The following is a 16,668-nucleotide window of genomic DNA, read 5'->3' as shown; positions in this document are numbered from 1 at the left end:
GCGTAACGGTTGACTACAAGATCACCGAAGGCCTCGCTACCCGCGTATCGGTTCAGTACGAAGATGAAGACAACGGCGACGACCAGGTATTCGGCTTCGTCCGCCTGCAGCGCGACTTCTAATCTGATCTGACCTCGGTCAGTTTAGAGAAGCCCGGCTTTCGAGCCGGGCTTTTTCGTTTGGCGCTTTCCATAAAGGAAATGCGATCTCAGGCGGGAGCGCAGGCGCGCGTTCGCTGCTACAGCGCCGCGCGTCCTATTAGACGCGCAAAGGTCGCCGTAGCACTTTGAATTGCTGCATGTTTTTATCCTTAAATCGAATAGGATTTAAGGAAACATGCAGTGGTGAACAAAGGCGGCTATGGCATGCCTGGGGCCGTCGAGATGCAGCAGCGGTGCATGGCCTTGTCCGGCGGCTGTCACGGTCGTCAAGTTGGGATGCCTGCTCTTCATCTCATCGACCGTGGTGCTTGACAGCAGCTTGGAATGTTCGCCGCGAACGACCATCATCGGAAGCCCGGTAAAGGCGTGGAACTGGGGCCAAAGATCCGGCAGCAACATGTCCGACGTCAGCGCCTGCAGTTGTGCCGCAATTGCTGGATCGAAGTCGACGACAGGAATGCCGCCTTCGTCGCGATAGATCGCCCTTGCCATCTGCAGCCATTCGACCTCGTGAAGGATCGGGAAATCGTCTCCGTGTATGGCTTTCAGGTAGTTGGGCGCTGCGGTCCAACTTACCGGTCCGGTCCCTGTGTTGAGATAGTCCCGAATCCCGAGCAATCCCCCGATTTCGATGACAGGCCCGATGTCATTGAGCACGGCCCCTGCTATCAAGCCGGGGGCCAGGCCGATCAAATGGTGCAGGATCAGCCCACCACGTGAGGTGCCGATAAAAATTGCCTTTTCAATAGCGAAATATGCGCACGCGGTGATGACGTCGGACGTTTCGACTGCAACCGTATAGCGACTCTTATCGCCGTCGCGTTCCGAATTCCCGCGGCCACGGTAGTCCAATGAGATAACGGGGTGCCCGCCTCCCGACGACGATGCAAGAAAGGTGGCAAGTTGGTGAAAGTCTCGGCTGTTGCGCGTGAGCCCTGGCAGGCAGATAACCGGAGTTGCCGCTCGTGGCTGAGGCCCAGGTCCGTAGGCCCGCGCGTAGAGCTGCAATCCGCCAACCCCGGGGAAGCGATGTTCCCGAAACGCATCCGCCCCATACTCGTTCATTTCAGCCTCGCCCTCCATCTGCACCCGGGCGGATCGTAGCCATTGAAACGGAAACGGCAAGCAGGCGGTCCGGCGTTCAGGGAATGAAAGGACTCGCCGCTCGCGCTACCTTTTGGACCGCGAGATCGCCGGTCACAGGCTTTAAAACCACGTTTTCGCGCCGATACCGGAGCAGCGGAAACATTGGGAGGGTGCGAGGGGCCGCCGCCCCATCCAGTCTTTTCAGTAGGGCGAATTGCACTGCCGCCGCGGACCACCATAAGGCTGATACGTGTTGTCCCAGGCTCGATAGGACCGATATCGGGCGTAGCACCAGCTGGTATGTGAGCTGCCGCCGGCAACTCCCGGACGGTTGTAGTATCTTGGCTGGCTCAACAAGCCGCCTATGATCGCACCGGCCGCAAGTCCGCCGATGAACGCGCCGGCATCATTATCGTGGTCCCGATAGTATCCGCGGTAACCATCGCGATAATGGCCATGTCTGTCGCCGTAGTAACCGTGCCGGTTGTACCGATAGCCACGGCCGCAATAGGGGAAACCACATCCGCTAGCACTCTTCCGCGCTTCACCGCGCTCGTACGGGAATTGCGCCGGTTGGACATCGGTGGCTTGAGACGCAATCTTCGGGGCGATCGGAAATGCTTGTGCTGGCGGAACGCCACTCATTACTGTCACCACCGACAGGGCGATAACTGTTAACGTCTTCATTGCCTTCACCATTTTCTTCGGGGAGGATGGAACCTTCAAGAAGGGAAATGCGTGACATCGTACTTTGTGCCGCCTTCTGCTATCACGATTATTTGATCATCTCCATTTGTCAACGATAACGACGAACAACCAATCTGAACCTACAGCGCCGCGGGTCTTATCAGACGCGCAAAGGTCGCTGTAGCACTGTGAATTGCTGCATGTTTTATCCTTGAATCGCATACGATCTAACGAAACATGCAGTAGCGTTTCCCGTTGGCACGGGTTCATAGAAGCGCGCTATCTCTTTGTTTTTATGCGATGTCTGACGCACCACCGCTGCGCACTCTTGCTGGAATTGCGCTAAGGTAACTGTCGTCCCATTCTAAGGTCGGCGACTATGTCAGCGCCTTGACCGAGCCTGACCTTGTAGACCTGATAGTTTTCCATCACGCGCTGGACGTAGTTGCGCGTTTCCTGGAACGGGATGCGCTCAATCCAGTCGACGACCTCGTCGATCGGTTTGCCGCGCGGGTCGCCATAGCGGCTGAGCCAGTCCGGTACGCGACGCGGGCCGGCATTGTAGGCAATGAAGGTGAGAATATAGGAACCACCGAAGCTGTTGATCTGCTCGCCGAGATAATGCGCGCCGAGGGTGGCGTTGTATCCGGCATCGCTCGTCAGGCGCTCCTTGGAGTAAGCAAGGCCGTAGCGGCTGGCTACCCCTTTGGCGGTGCCGGGCAGCAGTTGCAGCAAGCCGCGCGCGTTGGCCGTGGAGACCGCCGCAGGATTGAAGGCGCTTTCCTGGCGCGCGATCGCGTAGGCGAGCGCCTTGCCCGAGCCATCGATGTTGGCGGTCGACGGGATGACGCCGACGGGAAAAGCGAGTGCAGCGACATCGATGCCACGGCCAAAGGCGGTCTTGCCGATCTGGAGTGAAAGCTGATGATTGCGGGTCTTTTCGGCGCGTGCCGAAAGGATCGCCAGTTCGCCGGGGCTCGTCAGTTCTTCCGCAAGTGCCCGATAGATGCTGTCGGCACGCCAGCCGTGACCTGCCGCTTCCAGCCGTGCGATGGCGCGAACCGCCTCGCGGTTTTCGAAACGGGCACGGTCTTCCGCTGAAGGGGCGGGATAGGTAACGTTGAGTGCCTTGTGGCCGAGCCGCGCAGCGGCGAGTTGACCGTAGAAGGTGCCTGGAAAGCGGGCGGCATTGGCGAAATAGTCCTTGGCATTGCCCGGTCCGCCCGCTTCCGCCGATCGGCCGAGCCAATACCAAGCGCGGGACGCCGAAAGCGGCCGGTTGGAAACATCAAGGATCCGTCGGAAATGCTGCGATGCTGCGGCCGGATCTTCCATGCCGCGCAGCGCGAACCAGCCGGCGTGAAACTCTGCATCGACGATATCGGTCGCCTCGGTTGCCTTGTGGTTTGCGGCAACTCGGTAGGCGCCGCGAAAATCCCCCTTGTCCAGCAAGCCGCGGCTGACGATCCGTTGTTCGGTCCACCATTCACCGGGATTGACCAACGCGTCCTGATCCCTAGGCATCGTGGCCAGCAGCTTGGCGGCCTCCGCATATTTGTCCTGCTTACGCAGGCTTTCGATACGGATGAACAGATAGGCCGGGTCCTTATGCCATGAGGCGTCGATCGCCGATATCAGCGCAGGGGCATTGGTGCTGCCGCGGCTGACGGCGGCCCAGGCGCGATAGAGCGACTGCGCCTTGCCGAGATCGCTGAAGCGTTCGGCCTGCTCGACGCGGTTGCGATAAAGCAGCATCGTCATCCGCCGTCTGTGGTCGGCAACCGTCAGCAGGCCGGAAAATTCCGACAGGATCTGCGTTTCCACATCCTTGTCGAGCCCCTGCTTGAACCAGAGCGCGCGCAGCCGCGTTGCTGCGGTCGCACTCTGCCCCTGTGCCACCAGCGCGCGGGCAAGGATGATCGTCCCTTCCGTGGTTTCGGGCTGCGTCTGCCCAAAGGCGGCAAGAATATCGGGGGCTGCCGGGTTCTCGCGGTAAAGTGCGCGCTCGGAATGGGCGCGAAGCGATTTGAGGCCCGGCCACCCCTGCAGTTCGCGCTGGGCGTCGGCGATCTCGTAGGAGGGGACGCCACGTTGCCCCGATACGGCGATTGCCCAAGTCAGAATATGACGATCGAGCGTGCCCTCGTGCATGCCGTTTCGAACGGTGATCGCCTTGGTCGGATCCTTGTCGGAAAGCGCATCCAGACCGACCTTCAAGCCGCCCTGAATGGGCGATACCGTCGCCGGGATCGCGCCGGTGATGTCCTTACCCGAAACGCGCCCGACCTTGTCGGAGATTGCGGGTTTGCTGCCCGGTACCGGCACTGTGTTCGAGGCTTCGGAGGAGAGGGCCGACGAGGCCAGAAGCGCTGTGCCGATCATGGCGGCGACAGGCAGAAGAATTGATCCGCGCATCAAGAGCCCCGTGTTTCCCCGTGTCTCACATTCATTTGCCGCCGGATTGCCTAACGAAAGGTTACCGGGGTTTATAGATCACAGCAATCGCACCGCCGCCACCTTAGCACCGGGTGGCGAGCCTCAAGGATTATGCGGCTTGAACGTCAAGCTTTTACGTGAAAACCGGCATGAAATGCCGTGTCACGGCGCTTGCCGCAGCCCCCTCACATGATTATGGTGCGGCAGTTTTTTAACCGTCGATTACGGCCAAAGCGTGAGTGTATGCTCGTCCTTTGAGCCGTCAGGAGTTGTGCATGTTCAAGGGTTCCATTCCCGCTCTCGTAACACCGTTCACCGCCGCCGGCGCGGTGGATGCGGAAGGTTTCGTCGCGCATGTGGAATGGCAGATAAAAGAGGGAAGCTCCGGTCTCGTGCCCGTCGGCACGACAGGTGAATCCCCGACCCTTTCGCATGCCGAGCACAAGCAGGTCGTCGAGCTCTGCATCAAGGCAGCCGCCGGCCGCGTGCCGGTAATCGCAGGCGCCGGCTCCAATAACACGACCGAAGCCATCGAGCTTGCGCAGCACGCCGAAAAGGCGGGTGCGGACGCGGTGCTCGTCGTTACACCCTATTACAACAAGCCCACGCAGAAGGGCCTGTTTGCCCACTATTCGGCGATTGCCGAGAGCGTGAAGCTGCCGATCGTCATCTACAATATCCCCGGTCGCTCCGTCGTCGACATGAGCGTCGAAACCATGGCCGCGCTTGCCAAGGCCCATTCGACGATCATCGGCGTGAAGGATGCCACCGGCAAGATCGAACGCGTATCCGAGCAGCGCATGGCCTGCGGCAAGGATTTCGTTCAGCTTTCCGGCGAAGACGCAACGGCGCTCGGCTTCAACGCCCATGGTGGGGTCGGCTGCATTTCGGTCACGGCAAATGTCGCGCCGCGGCTTTGCGCCGAATTCCAGCAGGCCACCCTTGCTGGCGATTATGCCAAGGCACTGGAATATCAGGACAAGTTGATGCCGCTGCACAAGGCGATCTTCATGGAGCCTGGCCTGTGCGGCGCCAAGTACGCGCTGAACCGTCTCGGCCGTATGAGCCGCGCGGTTCGTTCGCCGCTGCTTTCGACACTGGAGCCGGCAACGGAAGCCGCAATCGACTCGGCGCTCAGACATGCAGGATTGATGAACTGATGGCACCCAAGGGAAGCCAGCGCACGGTCAAGAAGATTGTCGCGGAAAACCGAAAGGCCCGCTTCAACTACGAGATCGTCGACACCTACGAGGCCGGCCTGGTTCTGACCGGCACCGAGGTGAAGTCGCTGCGTGAAGGCAAGGCAAACATCGCCGAATCCTACGCCACCGACGAGGGCGGGGAAATCTGGCTGATCAATTCCTATCTGCCGGAGTACCTGCAGGCAAACCGATTCAACCATGAGACCCGCCGCCGTCGCAAGCTGTTGCTGTCCAAGCGCGAGGTCAACCGGCTGCAGGGGGCCGTCAATCGCGAAGGCATGTCGCTCATTCCGCTCAAGATCTATTTCAACGATCAGGGCCGGGCGAAGCTCGAGCTGGCGCTCGGCAAGGGCAAGAAATTGCACGACAAGCGTGAAAGCGCCAAGGAGCGCGATTGGAACAGGCAGAAGAGCCGACTGCTGAAAGAGCGCGGCTGAACGCAGCCGCACTCTCGCCCCGACGCCCTGCCTAAAAATTTTTTTCGTTGTTTGGCGAGTGACTGGTTCGCTCAGATCCCAACGGGGTCGGCTACCGGCTCGACATGTTGCCGGGGAACGCGTTCCGATGGGTCACGGCCGATTTCGGCCCGCAGCGTGACGAGATCGATGAAGTGATCCGCCTGTCGGCGCAGGTCATCGGCGATCATCGGTGGCTGGGTCGACATCGTCGATACCACCGAAACCTTGCGACCCTTCCGCTGCAGCGCTTCGACGAGCGTGGTGAAGTCGCCATCGCCCGAGAAGATCACCAGATGATCGACGGTTTCTGACTGTTCCATGGCATCGATCGCAAGTTCGATGTCCATGTTGCCCTTGATCTTGCGGCGACCGAGCGAGTCCGTGAATTCCTTCGCAGGCTTGGTCACGACCTTGTAACCGTTATAGTCAAGCCAGTCGATCAGCGGACGGATCGACGAATATTCCTGGTCTTCGATGAGAGCCGTATAGTAGTAGGCGCGTAGCAGATAGCCACGCTTTTGAAATGCCTTGAGCAGTTTGCGATAGTCGATGTCGAAACCGAGGCTCTTCGACGCGGCGTAGAGGTTGGCGCCGTCGATAAAAAGAGCGATTTTCTCGCGAGGGTCAAACATCGTTATTCCTTTTTGGTGCGCATCACATTCGGGTAAGCGGCCCGTCGGCGGATGCGCGAAAATACGGCGATTACATTAATAATTGCTGATATTGCAAATAATGTAGTTAACCACTTGCATTATTCCAAGCGGCGGCACGCGAATATAGCTAGTTTTAGCAGTTGCTGCAGTTCGTCCACATCGGAAATCTGCAGTTTCTACCAGGCGTTTCCGGTTTGTATTAGAAAATGCAACTAGGGTGTGTGAATACAAAGTCCAGCCCGTCCGCGTCGCATTTTATCACGCAGTAAAGGATGATGTGAGCGCTCCGTGCAGGAAAAACTTGAACTTATGCTGTTTTGATTGTATCCGGGCGGCTAATTCCAGAAATCGGAGCCGACGAGGCCGTCATCCGGCGGCCGTTCCGGTCTCGTGTCGTTAATCCGTGCTGCGGCGATGATCGCCGCGCTTTGAGCCCAAAAGGACAGGCAATGGCCCGCGTCACCGTCGAAGATTGCATTGACAAGGTCGACAACCGTTTCGAACTCGTGCTGCTCGCCAGCCACCGCGCCCGCCTGATCTCGCAGGGCGCAGCGATCACCATCGATCGCGACAATGACAAGAACCCCGTCGTGGCTCTCCGCGAAATCGCCGACGAGACGCTCTCGCCCGGCGACCTCAAGGAAGACCTGATCCACTCGCTGCAGAAGCACGTCGAAGTGGACGAGCCCGAGCCCGATCCGGCTTCGCTGGTGCAAGCCGATGCCGACACGACTTTTGCCGAGACGGCGGAAGACGACGACCAGCCGGAGGCAATCACTTTCGACCGCATGTCGGAAGAGGAACTTCTGGCCGGCATCGAGGGCCTCGTGCCCCCGGAAAAGAGCGACGACTACTGAGATCCGTAACGGAACAAGCGTTCCCGCGTGTTTTCAAAGCAGTGCGCCACTCGTATGATTGGCGCACTTTTTTTATTGTCTTTTCCCATGGAGCCGCCAGCGAATGATGCGCCAGTACGAGCTCGTTGAGCGCGTTCAGAAATACAAGCCCGACGTCAATGAAGCCCTGTTGAACAAGGCTTACGTCTACGCGATGCAGAAGCACGGGCAGCAGAAGCGGGCAAGCGGCGACCCCTACATTTCCCACCCGCTGGAAGTGGCGGCGATCCTTACGGAAATGCATCTCGACGAATCGACGATCGCAGTCGCGCTCTTGCACGACACGATCGAGGATACGACCGCGACCCGGCAGGAGATCGATGATCTCTTCGGCGAGGACATCGGTGCGCTTGTCGAGGGCCTGACCAAGATCAAGAAGCTCGATCTCGTCACCAAGAAAGCCAAGCAGGCGGAAAACCTGCGCAAGTTGCTGCTCGCGATCTCCGACGACGTGCGCGTCCTCTTGGTCAAGCTTGCCGATCGTCTGCACAACATGCGCACGCTCGACCATATGACGCCCGAGAAGCGGGCACGCATCTCCGAAGAGACGATGGACATCTATGCGCCGCTCGCCGGCCGCATGGGCATGCAGGATATGCGCGAGGAGCTCGAAAACCTCTCGTTCCGCCATATCAATCCGGAGGCCTTCGAAACCGTCACCCGCCGCCTGGAAGAGCTGTCCGAGCGCAATGAAGGCCTGATCAAGAAGATCGAGGACGAATTGACTGAGCTGCTCCAGACCGAGGGGTTGAAGGGCGCGCAAGTCAAGGGGCGGCAGAAGAAGCCCTATTCGGTCTTCCGCAAGATGCAGTCGAAATCCCTGTCCTTCGAGCAGCTTTCCGACGTCTGGGGCTTTCGTATCGTCGTCGACGATATCCCGTCGTGCTATCGCGCGCTTGGCATCGTGCACACCCGCTGGCGCGTCGTGCCTGGCCGCTTCAAGGATTATATCTCGACGCCAAAGCAGAACGATTACCAGTCGATCCATACGACCATCGTCGGCCCGTCGCGCCAGCGCATCGAACTGCAGATTCGCACGCGCCGGATGAACGATATCGCCGAATACGGTATCGCCGCTCACTCGCTCTACAAGGACGGCGAGGGGGTCTCGACGGAAACCGCCCTGTCGCCGACCTCGAACGCCTATTCCTGGCTGCGGCGCACGATCGAGTCGCTCGCCGAAGGCGACAACCCGGAAGAGTTTCTCGAGCATACCAAGCTCGAGCTTTTCCAGGACCAGGTGTTCTGCTTCACGCCGAAGGGGCAGCTGATTGCGCTGCCGCGTGGCGCGACGCCGATCGACTTTGCCTATGCGGTCCACACCAACATCGGCGACACCTGCGTCGGCGCCAAGATCAACGGCCGCATCATGCCGCTGGTCACGCGCCTCAACAACGGCGACGAAGTCGAGATCATCCGTTCGGGCATCCAGGTGCCGCCGCCGGCGTGGGAAGAAATCGTCGTCACCGGCAAGGCGCGCTCCGCCATCCGGCGCGCGACGCGCGCTGCCATCCGCAAGCAATATGCCGGCCTCGGCTATCGCATTCTGGAGCGAACCTTCGAGCGCGCCAGCAAGACGTTTTCACGCGAAGCGCTGAAGCCCGCGCTGCATCGGCTTGGACATAAAGAGGTCGAGGATGCGATCGCGTCGGTTGGCCGCGGCGAACTGTCGTCGCTCGACGTGCTGCGCGCGGTTTTCCCCGACCATCAGGACGAGCGCGTCACCGTCAAGCCGAACGCCGACGATGGCTGGTTCAACATGCGCAGTGCCGCCGGCATGGTGTTCAAGTTGCCTGGCCGATCCAAGGAGGCGGGCGAGCCGGCGCAAGCGGAAGGTCCGGAAGCGCTGCCGATCCGAGGGCTCTCGGGTAACGCCGGCGTGCATTTCAGCGCGGCGGGTGCAGTTCCGGGCGACCGTATCGTCGGCATCATGGAGAAGGACAAGGGGATCACCATCTACCCGATCCAGTCGCCGATCCTGCAGAAGTTCGACGACGAGCCGGAGCGCTGGATCGACGTGCGTTGGGATCTGGACGAGGCCAACAGCAGCCGCTTCATGGCGCGCATCGCCATCAGCGCCTTGAACGAGCCGGGCACGCTGGCGGAGGTCGCCCAGTCGATCGCGACGAGCGACGTCAACATCCGCTCGCTTTCCATGGGGCGTGTGGCTGCCGACTTCAGTGAGTTGCAGTTCGATCTCGAGGTCTGGGATCTGAGGCAGCTGAACCACCTGATCACGCAGTTGAAGGAATTGCCGAGCATCTCCACGGTCAAGCGCCTCTTCGAGTGAAGGGGCGCCGCTCGACTTTCGCATAGCTGCCGAACCGTCACCACCGGCGCCGTTGCTTCCGCCTTCCGTCGGGGTCTCGCCTTGGCAGGCGGATCATGACCGGCACTTTCTTCTTCTTGCCTCCGTCTGTCTGGCCGTCCGTGAGGGTTGGCGATACTCGCATTCGGCGGTGAAGTTTGGGCCTGTGCGCGTCCGTTTTGCGCAGTTGCCTTCAAAACAGGCAGGTCGGGACTTGAAAAACGGCAAGGCATGCTTGTTGCGCATGGCTGCTGTCTCTTCCTGGCTCTGGTGGAACAGTGACCTCTAAACTATCTTCTGCATGGGAGGTAAACGAAGAGGTTTGCCATGTTAAATCAGTTGAAGAAGATCACCCGCGCTCTGCGCGTCGCCACTCAGGAAGAGCGCGAGCTCGCCTATCTCAACGGTTCGGTCGATCGCATCGATCTCGAATACCGTCAGCGCCAGATCGATCGCGGCCTGTTCCGCAACGGCTACTAAGCCGCTGCCTGTTCCCGCATGATGGCGGGAATGGCGAGCCATGCGCCAGGCGAATGGCTCAATCGTGATCGCTGCACCACACGCCAGCGGGTTGCAAGCAAGGGGCATGACGCCTATCTTGCGGCCTTTAAACAGGCGGACACGCCGTCTTGTGCCGACTGGCGGTTTCAAGATGCGGTCATGACGGCATAGTGTTATTCAGACGTAGAAAACCGGTCACGATATCCGAGAGGCTTCGCGCGCTTTTATGGCCGCGCAAGGGCTTTCGGCGTGGCCCGAGATACATGGCGCTGCGCATCCTGCGCCTGTCGTCGTCACCGCACTCGATTGCGGTCGGGGTCGCTGCAGGTGCCGCGTCCTCCTTCACGCCCTTCTTTGGGCTGCATATCATCATCGCGGTCGCGGTTGCCTCCGCGTTCTCCGGCAATCTGCTTGCGGCAGCGATCACCACGGCGCTTGCCAACCCGGTGACCATCCCGATGATCCTGACCGCGTCCTACGAACTTGGCACGGTCATCATGGGACCGCAGGCGTCAGGTCCCGCAACCGGCGCGGACGTCGCGCATATGGTCGAGCACCTCGAATTGTCGGCGCTTTGGGGGCCTGTGTTCAAGCCTATGCTCATCGGATCGGTTCCGCTTGCCGCCGCCGGCGCACTGATCTTCTATCCTCTTGCCTATCAGGCAGCCCGTCTTTTCCAGTCCCGCCGCAGGCGCGCGCGCGCGTCCGGTGCAAGGTCCACATCATGATCATCGGTATCGGCAGCGACCTCATCGACATCAGGCGCATCGAAAACTCGCTCTCGCGTTTCGGCGAGCGTTTCGTCAATCGTTGCTTCACCGAGGTGGAAATTGCCAAGTCCGAAGGTCGCAAGAACCGCGCCGCCTCCTACGCCAAGCGCTTCGCTGCCAAGGAGGCCTGTTCCAAGGCGCTCGGCACCGGAATAGCGCATGGCGTCTTCTGGAAAGACATGGGCGTCATCAATATGCCCGGTGGCAAGCCCACGATGCATTTGAGCGGTGGTGCTGCCGAACGGCTCCAGGCGATGGTGCCCAAGGGGCATCGGGCGGCAATCCATCTGACGATTACCGACGATTTCCCGCTGGCGCAGGCCTTCGTGATTATCGAAGCACTCCCCGTTGCCCCGCCAGAGGGAACGGTTTAGAGCATTCCGTTGAGAAATCCGGGCGTGCCCGATTGCAGGGGGCAGAGCGCCCTTGCAGCATGGATACAGAATTGCGCATCCGCCGGTGAGGCTGGAACCGAAAGCGCGAATGACAGTTGATTGAGCGGAGCGCCTATCCAGCGCGCCGATGACAAAGGAAGACAGCAGCGTGGCAGAAAAGACAGAAGCGAAGCAGAGCGGTCTCTGGGAGAATGTGAAGGTCATCATCCAGGCGCTGCTCCTGGCCGTGGTCATTCGCACCGTCTTCTTTCAGCCCTTCACCATTCCGTCGGGCTCGATGATGCCGACCCTGCTTGTCGGCGACTACATCTTCGTCAACAAGTTCGCCTACGGCTACTCCAAGTATTCGCTGCCGTTCTCGCCGGATCTGTTCTCGGGCCGAATCTTCGCCAGCGAGCCGGAGCGCGGCGACATCGTCGTCTTCCGCTTTCCGCCAAACCCGGACATCGACTACATCAAGCGTCTGGTCGGCCTGCCGGGCGATCGCATCCAGGTCCGCAACAGCATTCTCTACGTCAACGACAAGCCGATCGATCGCGCGCCTGACGGTGTCTTCCGCGCCGACGATCAGTACGACACCGGTGGCGACGTTCCGGTCTACCGCGAAACCATGGACAATGGCGTTTCCTATGACACGCTCGATCAGTTCCCGGATTCGCGCGGTGACAACACCCGCGAGTTCATCGTGCCCGAAGGTCATTACTTCATGATGGGCGACAATCGCGACAACTCGGCCGACAGCCGCTTCGACGTCGGCTTCGTGCCGGCCGAGAACCTTGTCGGCCGCGCGAGCCTGATCTTCTTCTCGCTCGGCAATGACACCTCGTTCCGCGAGATCTGGAAGTGGCCGGCGAACCTGCGCTACGACCGCCTGTTCAAGGCGGTCGAATGATGAAGGCGCGGTCGCTAAGCGCGGAGGATCGGGCCAAGCTCGAGGCCGTGATTGGCTATCAGTTCAGCGAGAAGGAACGGCTCGATCGGGCGCTGACCCATTCCAGCGCCCGCAATGCCAGGGGATCGAACTACCAGCGGCTCGAATTCCTCGGAGACCGTGTGCTGGGGCTTTGCGTCTCCGAGCTTCTGTTCCAGACCTTTCGTGATGCCAACGAGGGCGAACTTTCGGTGCGGCTGAACCAGCTCGTCAGCGCCGAGAGCTGCGCCCTGGTCGCCGACGACCTGGCGCTGCACCAGTTTATCCGCACCGGTTCCGACGTGAAGAAAATCACCGGAAAGGCGATGATGAATGTGCGCGCCGATGTGGTAGAGTCGCTCATCGCCGCCATCTATCTCGACGGCGGGCTGGAGGCGGCGCGTAAATTCGTGCTGCTTCACTGGAAAGAGCGGGCGACCCGTGCCGACGGCGCCCGTCGCGATGCCAAGACCGAATTGCAGGAATGGGCGCATGCCAAGTTTGGCATTGCGCCGACATATCGGACGGACAACCGCTCCGGCCCCGACCACGACCCGCGTTTCACGGTGACCGTGGAGGTTGCCGGCGTTGCGCCCGAGACCGGGACGGATCGATCCAAGCGCGGCGCCGAGCAGGTGGCCGCGACAAAATTGTTGGAACGCGAAGGCGTGTGGCGGAAAGTCTCCGCCGGAAATTGACGGAAAACATGACGGATATGGAAAAAGATACGGCCGCCGAAAGCGCGCCGACCCACTCTGGTTTCGTGGCGCTGATCGGCGCCACCAACGCGGGAAAATCGACGCTGGTCAACCGCCTCGTCGGCGCCAAGGTTTCGATCGTCAGCCACAAGGTTCAGACGACCCGGGCGATCGTGCGTGGCATTGCCATCCACGACAACGCACAGATCGTGTTCATGGACACGCCGGGCATCTTCAAGCCACGGCGCCGGCTCGACCGGGCAATGGTGACGACGGCCTGGGGTGGCGCCAAGGACGCCGATGTGATCATGCTCCTGATCGACAGCGAGCGTGGCCTGAAGGGCGATGCGGAAACGATCCTTCAGGGCATGAAGGAAGTCCACCAGCCGAAGATCCTGGTTCTGAACAAGATCGACCAGGTGCGACCGGAGGATCTGCTGAAGCTTGCAGCGGCGGCCAACGAGACGATCAAGTTCGAGCGCACCTTCATGATCTCCGCGCTGACCGGCTCGGGCTGCAAGGATCTGATGGATTATCTTGCCGAGACGCTGCCGGAAGGTCCCTGGTATTATCCGGAAGACCAGATCTCCGACCTGCCGATGCGCCAGCTCGCGGCCGAAATCACTCGCGAAAAACTGTTCCTGCGCCTGCATCAGGAACTTCCCTACGCCTCGCATGTCGAAACCGAGAAGTGGGAAGAGCGCAAGGACGGATCCGTTCGTATCGAACAGGTGATCTACGTCGAGCGCGAAAGCCAGAAGAAGATCGCACTCGGCAAGAATGGCGATGCGATCAAGGCGATCTCCACCGCGTCGCGGAAGGAAATCTCCGAAATCCTTGAGCAGCCGGTGCACCTCTTCCTGTTCGTCAAGGTGCGTGAAAACTGGGGCGATGATCCCGAGCGCTTCCGCGAAATGGGTCTTGAGTTCCCACGCTGATCGGCCAGTATTCTCAATACCGCTAACGCCGCTCGCCAGCCCTGCTGGCGGCCGGCTCCTCTCGGAGGGTGAACTTCGGGCTGCCGGGCATCTGCCGAAACGACAGGCGGGACTTGTCTCAGGTCAAGGCGCCGGTGCCCCAACCGTACGCTCCCTCAGTGACAAACGAGATTGGATAGGAACCGCTACTGCATGTTTCCTTAAATCCTATTCGATTTAAGGATAAAAACATGCAGCAAATCAAAGTGCTGCAGCGACCTTTGCGCGTCTAATAAGACGCGCGGCGCTGTAGGACGCCGGCTGTCTTTTTGCCAGCATCGGCCCGATCATCTCGGCACGGTTAGTCCAGACGTAGCCCGAGAAGTTCTCCGGCACCAGTTCAAGATCTTCCGCGCTATCGATGCCCGTGGTGAAATCTCCGCCGGCATAGGGGCCGAGCAGGATGATCTCGCTGCCGGCTGATTTCATGCGCTGTGCAAAACGGTCGGGCCAACCCCACAGCCAGGGCGCATAGTTTCCCGGAACGATCACCAGCGTGTTCTGGCAGGCGGCCGGAACGACGCCGGTCCAGCCATAGGCGATGTAGCGGGCGAGGCAGCCGACGACAGAGTTCCTGTCGTAACCACGCAGGCCCTTCACCAGCTTCAGCGCTTCCCGCGTCGGCTCGCCGCCGCCATAGACCCCAAAGACGGCTTGCCGCCATTCCGGATGTGTTTCGAGCAGGGCGGCGAGCGCTGCGCCTTCCTCGGCCCGGCGGCTCTTGAAATTGACGAGAAACTGGCGATCGGGCAGGGCGGTGAAAACCTCCTCCAAGGTCGGCATGTGGCCGGTGCCTTTTCCGCGGAACGGAAAGGTCTTGCCGCCGTCGGCGGTATAGCCGTAGCCGATGTCGAGCGATTTCAGCACCGTCATTGGCGTTTCCTCGGTGACCCCTTTGCCTTCAGTGCGGCAGTCGAACGTCCAGTCGTGGAAGACCGCGAACTGCCGATCGGGCGTCAGGTGGATGTCGAGTTCGACGACCGCAGCGCCGGAATCGAAGGCGGCCTGCATTGAGGCGACGGTATTTTCGAGGTGATCGTGCCGTGGCTTTTCGATGATCTCGGCCGTGCAGGTATCGTTCCCCACGCCCGCTTTCGGATAGGTCTGGTGGATGCCGCGATGCGCGAGAATCTTAGGCGGGCCCTCGGGGGGCGTTGCCAGCAGGGACGTGTTGAGGAGCCAGACGACGGCAGCAAAAAGCACGGCGACAATGACGAATCTTTTCATCCTGATTCTCCCTCTCGCGACCGGGATTGCTCGACAATGTGGCGCTACCGTGATGCTACGCGCTGGGCGTGTGGGCTGTGTAATGCGAACGATCTGTCAACCGGCCGCCGAATTGACCGGCACGCGCCCGCGTGTGAGTGAGTTGGCATTCCCCGTAGGTTCAGGAGAGAATTCATGCCGCAGCTCGTCGATGGAAAATGGGTCAAGGGTGACGTTGCTGCGAGCGAGATGAAGGGTGGCGCCTTTTTCCGCGAGCCGACCCGTTTCCACAGCTGGATCACGGCCGATGGCGGCCCCGGCCCGCAGGGGCAGCCAGGTCTTCCGGCGGAGGCCGGGCGCTTTCGTCTGTTCGTTTCGTACCTCTGCCCCTGGGCGTCGCGCACGATCGCTTTTCGCAATCTCAAGGGACTGCAGGACGTCATCGGGCTTACCGTCTCCGACCCGCTGCTAGGCGAGGATGGTTGGGTCTACGACGAGCCTGTGGACGCTGGCGGGCGTGTTGGTCTGATCCGTTATCATCACGAGCTCTATACGGCGAGTGATGGCCATTACACCGGCAAGGTGTCGGTCCCCGTCCTTTGGGACATGAAGGAAGGGCGCATCGTCAACAACGAATCCGCCGACATCATCCGCATCCTGAATTCGGCTTTCGACGACCTGACCGGCAACCGCCTCGATTTTTACCCTCAAGCGCTGCGTGCGGAGATCGATCACTGGAACGACCCGATTTACGAGCGCGTCAACAACGGCGTCTACCGCGCCGGGTTCGCCAAGTCTCAAAGCGCCTATGACGAGGCCGTCACGAGCCTGTTCGGGATGCTCGACGAGCTCGAGCGCCACCTGGCGGCCAATCGTTACATCGCCGGCGAGTACCTGACGGAGGCCGATATCCGTCTGTTCGTGACATTGATCCGGTTCGATGCGGCCTACCACGGCGTCTTCAAGTGCAATCTTCGCCGGATCGAAGATTATCCGGCGCTTTCCAACCATCTGCGCGAAATCTACCAGTGGCCCGGCATCGCCGAGACGGTGCGCATCGACCATATCAAGCGAGGCTATTACGGCATCGCCCACGTCAATCCGACCCGCATCGTGCCTGTTGGTCCCATGCTCGATTTCACCCGGCCGCATGACCGGCATTCCCTACCGGGTCGCGGGGTCGTCGGAGCTGAGGCCAATTCGGCCGATTTACTAAGCAAACAAATCTTTGAGGGGGCATAAAAAGCCCATTGCCAATCGTTTGAAGCTTACTAAGTTAGTGTAAGTTCTGATGGATAGGAGCCCGATGGCGGCTGGCATGGCG

The 16,668-nt window shown here is 60.3% G+C and carries 15 protein-coding genes and 2 pseudogenes; 12 read left to right on the top strand and 5 right to left on the bottom strand.

The features are described 5' to 3' along the window. A pseudogene (locus BKP54_RS36400) lies at window positions 1-122 on the top strand (porin); the annotation flags it as partial. Window positions 123-326: 204 nt separating this feature from the next. On the opposite strand, the gene BKP54_RS05965 reads toward BKP54_RS36400, so the two are convergent. The 3 genes from BKP54_RS05965 to BKP54_RS05950 all read right to left on the bottom strand — a co-directional run bounded on the left by BKP54_RS05965 (window position 327) and on the right by BKP54_RS05950 (window position 4,349). Then, window positions 327-1,226 carry an alpha/beta hydrolase gene (locus BKP54_RS05965; protein WP_025426377.1) on the bottom strand — a complete coding sequence of 300 codons (900 nt, stop codon included), beginning with the start codon at window positions 1,224-1,226 and terminating at the stop codon, window positions 327-329. 222 nt (window positions 1,227-1,448) lie between these two features. After that, window positions 1,449-1,934, bottom strand: coding sequence for a BA14K family protein (locus BKP54_RS05960; RefSeq protein WP_081788894.1), 486 nt, complete (start codon window positions 1,932-1,934; stop codon window positions 1,449-1,451). A 342-nt stretch (window positions 1,935-2,276) separates the two neighbouring features. Continuing rightward, window positions 2,277-4,349, bottom strand: a complete 2,073-nt coding sequence (locus tag BKP54_RS05950) for a lytic transglycosylase domain-containing protein (RefSeq protein ID WP_025426378.1) — start codon at window positions 4,347-4,349, stop codon at window positions 2,277-2,279. Between the two features lie 296 nt (window positions 4,350-4,645). On the opposite strand from BKP54_RS05950, the gene dapA reads away from it, so the two are divergent. Beyond that, window positions 4,646-5,530 (top strand): 4-hydroxy-tetrahydrodipicolinate synthase, encoded by an 885-nt coding sequence (gene dapA / locus BKP54_RS05945; protein WP_025426379.1) that lies wholly within the window; start codon window positions 4,646-4,648, stop codon window positions 5,528-5,530. After that, the gene (gene smpB / locus BKP54_RS05940; protein WP_025426380.1) at window positions 5,530-6,009 is read left to right on the top strand and encodes an SsrA-binding protein SmpB; all 480 of its coding nucleotides are present in this window, start codon (window positions 5,530-5,532) and stop codon (window positions 6,007-6,009) included. Before dapA ends, smpB begins: the two co-directional genes overlap by 1 nt. A gap of 71 nt (window positions 6,010-6,080) precedes the next feature. Here smpB and BKP54_RS05935 read toward each other — a convergent pair whose 3' ends face one another. Beyond that, complete coding sequence (locus tag BKP54_RS05935) at window positions 6,081-6,662, bottom strand: NYN domain-containing protein (protein WP_025426381.1); 582 nt, start codon at window positions 6,660-6,662, stop codon at window positions 6,081-6,083. 470 nt (window positions 6,663-7,132) lie between these two features. Between BKP54_RS05935 and rpoZ the strand changes: the two genes are divergently transcribed. The 8 genes and pseudogenes from rpoZ to era all read left to right on the top strand — a co-directional run bounded on the left by rpoZ (window position 7,133) and on the right by era (window position 14,099). Then, window positions 7,133-7,540 carry a DNA-directed RNA polymerase subunit omega gene (gene rpoZ, locus BKP54_RS05930; protein ID WP_025426382.1) on the top strand — a complete coding sequence of 136 codons (408 nt, stop codon included), beginning with the start codon at window positions 7,133-7,135 and terminating at the stop codon, window positions 7,538-7,540. Window positions 7,541-7,643: 103 nt separating this feature from the next. Beyond that, window positions 7,644-9,869: a bifunctional (p)ppGpp synthetase/guanosine-3',5'-bis(diphosphate) 3'-pyrophosphohydrolase gene (locus BKP54_RS05925; RefSeq protein WP_025426383.1), complete on the top strand. Its 2,226-nt coding sequence runs from the start codon at window positions 7,644-7,646 to the stop codon at window positions 9,867-9,869. 345 nt (window positions 9,870-10,214) lie between these two features. After that, on the top strand, window positions 10,215-10,367 hold the full coding sequence (locus tag BKP54_RS05920) for a DUF3563 family protein (protein ID WP_067698885.1): 153 nt from the start codon (window positions 10,215-10,217) through the stop codon (window positions 10,365-10,367). Between the two features lie 106 nt (window positions 10,368-10,473). Next, window positions 10,474-11,116, top strand: a pseudogene (locus BKP54_RS05915) (DUF2062 domain-containing protein). Then, complete coding sequence (gene acpS / locus BKP54_RS05910) at window positions 11,113-11,532, top strand: holo-ACP synthase (RefSeq protein WP_025426385.1); 420 nt, start codon at window positions 11,113-11,115, stop codon at window positions 11,530-11,532. Before BKP54_RS05915 ends, acpS begins: the two are co-directional and overlap by 4 nt. A gap of 169 nt (window positions 11,533-11,701) precedes the next feature. Further along, window positions 11,702-12,445: a signal peptidase I gene (gene lepB / locus BKP54_RS05905; protein ID WP_025426386.1), complete on the top strand. Its 744-nt coding sequence runs from the start codon at window positions 11,702-11,704 to the stop codon at window positions 12,443-12,445. Then, window positions 12,442-13,161, top strand: a complete 720-nt coding sequence (gene rnc, locus BKP54_RS05900) for a ribonuclease III (RefSeq protein ID WP_025426387.1) — start codon at window positions 12,442-12,444, stop codon at window positions 13,159-13,161. Before lepB ends, rnc begins: the two co-directional genes overlap by 4 nt. 8 nt (window positions 13,162-13,169) lie before the next feature. Further along, window positions 13,170-14,099, top strand: coding sequence for a GTPase Era (gene era / locus BKP54_RS05895; protein ID WP_025426388.1), 930 nt, complete (start codon window positions 13,170-13,172; stop codon window positions 14,097-14,099). Window positions 14,100-14,339: 240 nt separating this feature from the next. Here the strand turns inward: era and BKP54_RS05890 are convergent, their stop codons facing one another. Then, window positions 14,340-15,365, bottom strand: a complete 1,026-nt coding sequence (locus tag BKP54_RS05890; protein WP_025426389.1) for a glycerophosphodiester phosphodiesterase family protein — start codon at window positions 15,363-15,365, stop codon at window positions 14,340-14,342. 174 nt (window positions 15,366-15,539) lie between these two features. Between BKP54_RS05890 and BKP54_RS05885 the strand changes: the two genes are divergently transcribed. Next, a complete protein-coding gene (locus tag BKP54_RS05885; RefSeq protein WP_084814310.1) occupies window positions 15,540-16,586 on the top strand; it encodes a glutathione S-transferase family protein in 1,047 nt (348 codons plus the stop codon). Window positions 16,587-16,668 lie beyond the last annotated feature (82 nt).

Origin of the sequence: Ensifer sp. 1H6 (assembly GCF_001976035.1) — a bacterium.
Classification (GTDB): Bacteria; Pseudomonadota; Alphaproteobacteria; order Rhizobiales; family Rhizobiaceae; genus Ensifer; species Ensifer canadensis.
Note: the sequence above shows the minus strand (reverse complement) of the source record. Positions and strands in the feature narration are given on the sequence as shown.

What these genes read in the sequence shown, in the direction of transcription:
- BKP54_RS05965 (WP_025426377.1), bottom strand. Translation starts at nt 1,226, where the DNA reads ATGAACGAGTATGGGGCGGATGCGTTTCGGGAACATCGCTTCCCCGGG.
- BKP54_RS05960 (WP_081788894.1), bottom strand. Translation starts at nt 1,934, where the DNA reads ATGAAGACGTTAACAGTTATCGCCCTGTCGGTGGTGACAGTAATGAGT.
- BKP54_RS05950 (WP_025426378.1), bottom strand. Translation starts at nt 4,349, where the DNA reads ATGCGCGGATCAATTCTTCTGCCTGTCGCCGCCATGATCGGCACAGCG.
- dapA (WP_025426379.1), top strand. Translation starts at nt 4,646, where the DNA reads ATGTTCAAGGGTTCCATTCCCGCTCTCGTAACACCGTTCACCGCCGCC.
- smpB (WP_025426380.1), top strand. Translation starts at nt 5,530, where the DNA reads ATGGCACCCAAGGGAAGCCAGCGCACGGTCAAGAAGATTGTCGCGGAA.
- BKP54_RS05935 (WP_025426381.1), bottom strand. Translation starts at nt 6,662, where the DNA reads ATGTTTGACCCTCGCGAGAAAATCGCTCTTTTTATCGACGGCGCCAAC.
- rpoZ (WP_025426382.1), top strand. Translation starts at nt 7,133, where the DNA reads ATGGCCCGCGTCACCGTCGAAGATTGCATTGACAAGGTCGACAACCGT.
- BKP54_RS05925 (WP_025426383.1), top strand. Translation starts at nt 7,644, where the DNA reads ATGATGCGCCAGTACGAGCTCGTTGAGCGCGTTCAGAAATACAAGCCC.
- BKP54_RS05920 (WP_067698885.1), top strand. Translation starts at nt 10,215, where the DNA reads ATGTTAAATCAGTTGAAGAAGATCACCCGCGCTCTGCGCGTCGCCACT.
- acpS (WP_025426385.1), top strand. Translation starts at nt 11,113, where the DNA reads ATGATCATCGGTATCGGCAGCGACCTCATCGACATCAGGCGCATCGAA.
- rnc (WP_025426387.1), top strand. Translation starts at nt 12,442, where the DNA reads ATGATGAAGGCGCGGTCGCTAAGCGCGGAGGATCGGGCCAAGCTCGAG.
- era (WP_025426388.1), top strand. Translation starts at nt 13,170, where the DNA reads ATGACGGATATGGAAAAAGATACGGCCGCCGAAAGCGCGCCGACCCAC.
- BKP54_RS05890 (WP_025426389.1), bottom strand. Translation starts at nt 15,365, where the DNA reads ATGAAAAGATTCGTCATTGTCGCCGTGCTTTTTGCTGCCGTCGTCTGG.
- BKP54_RS05885 (WP_084814310.1), top strand. Translation starts at nt 15,540, where the DNA reads ATGCCGCAGCTCGTCGATGGAAAATGGGTCAAGGGTGACGTTGCTGCG.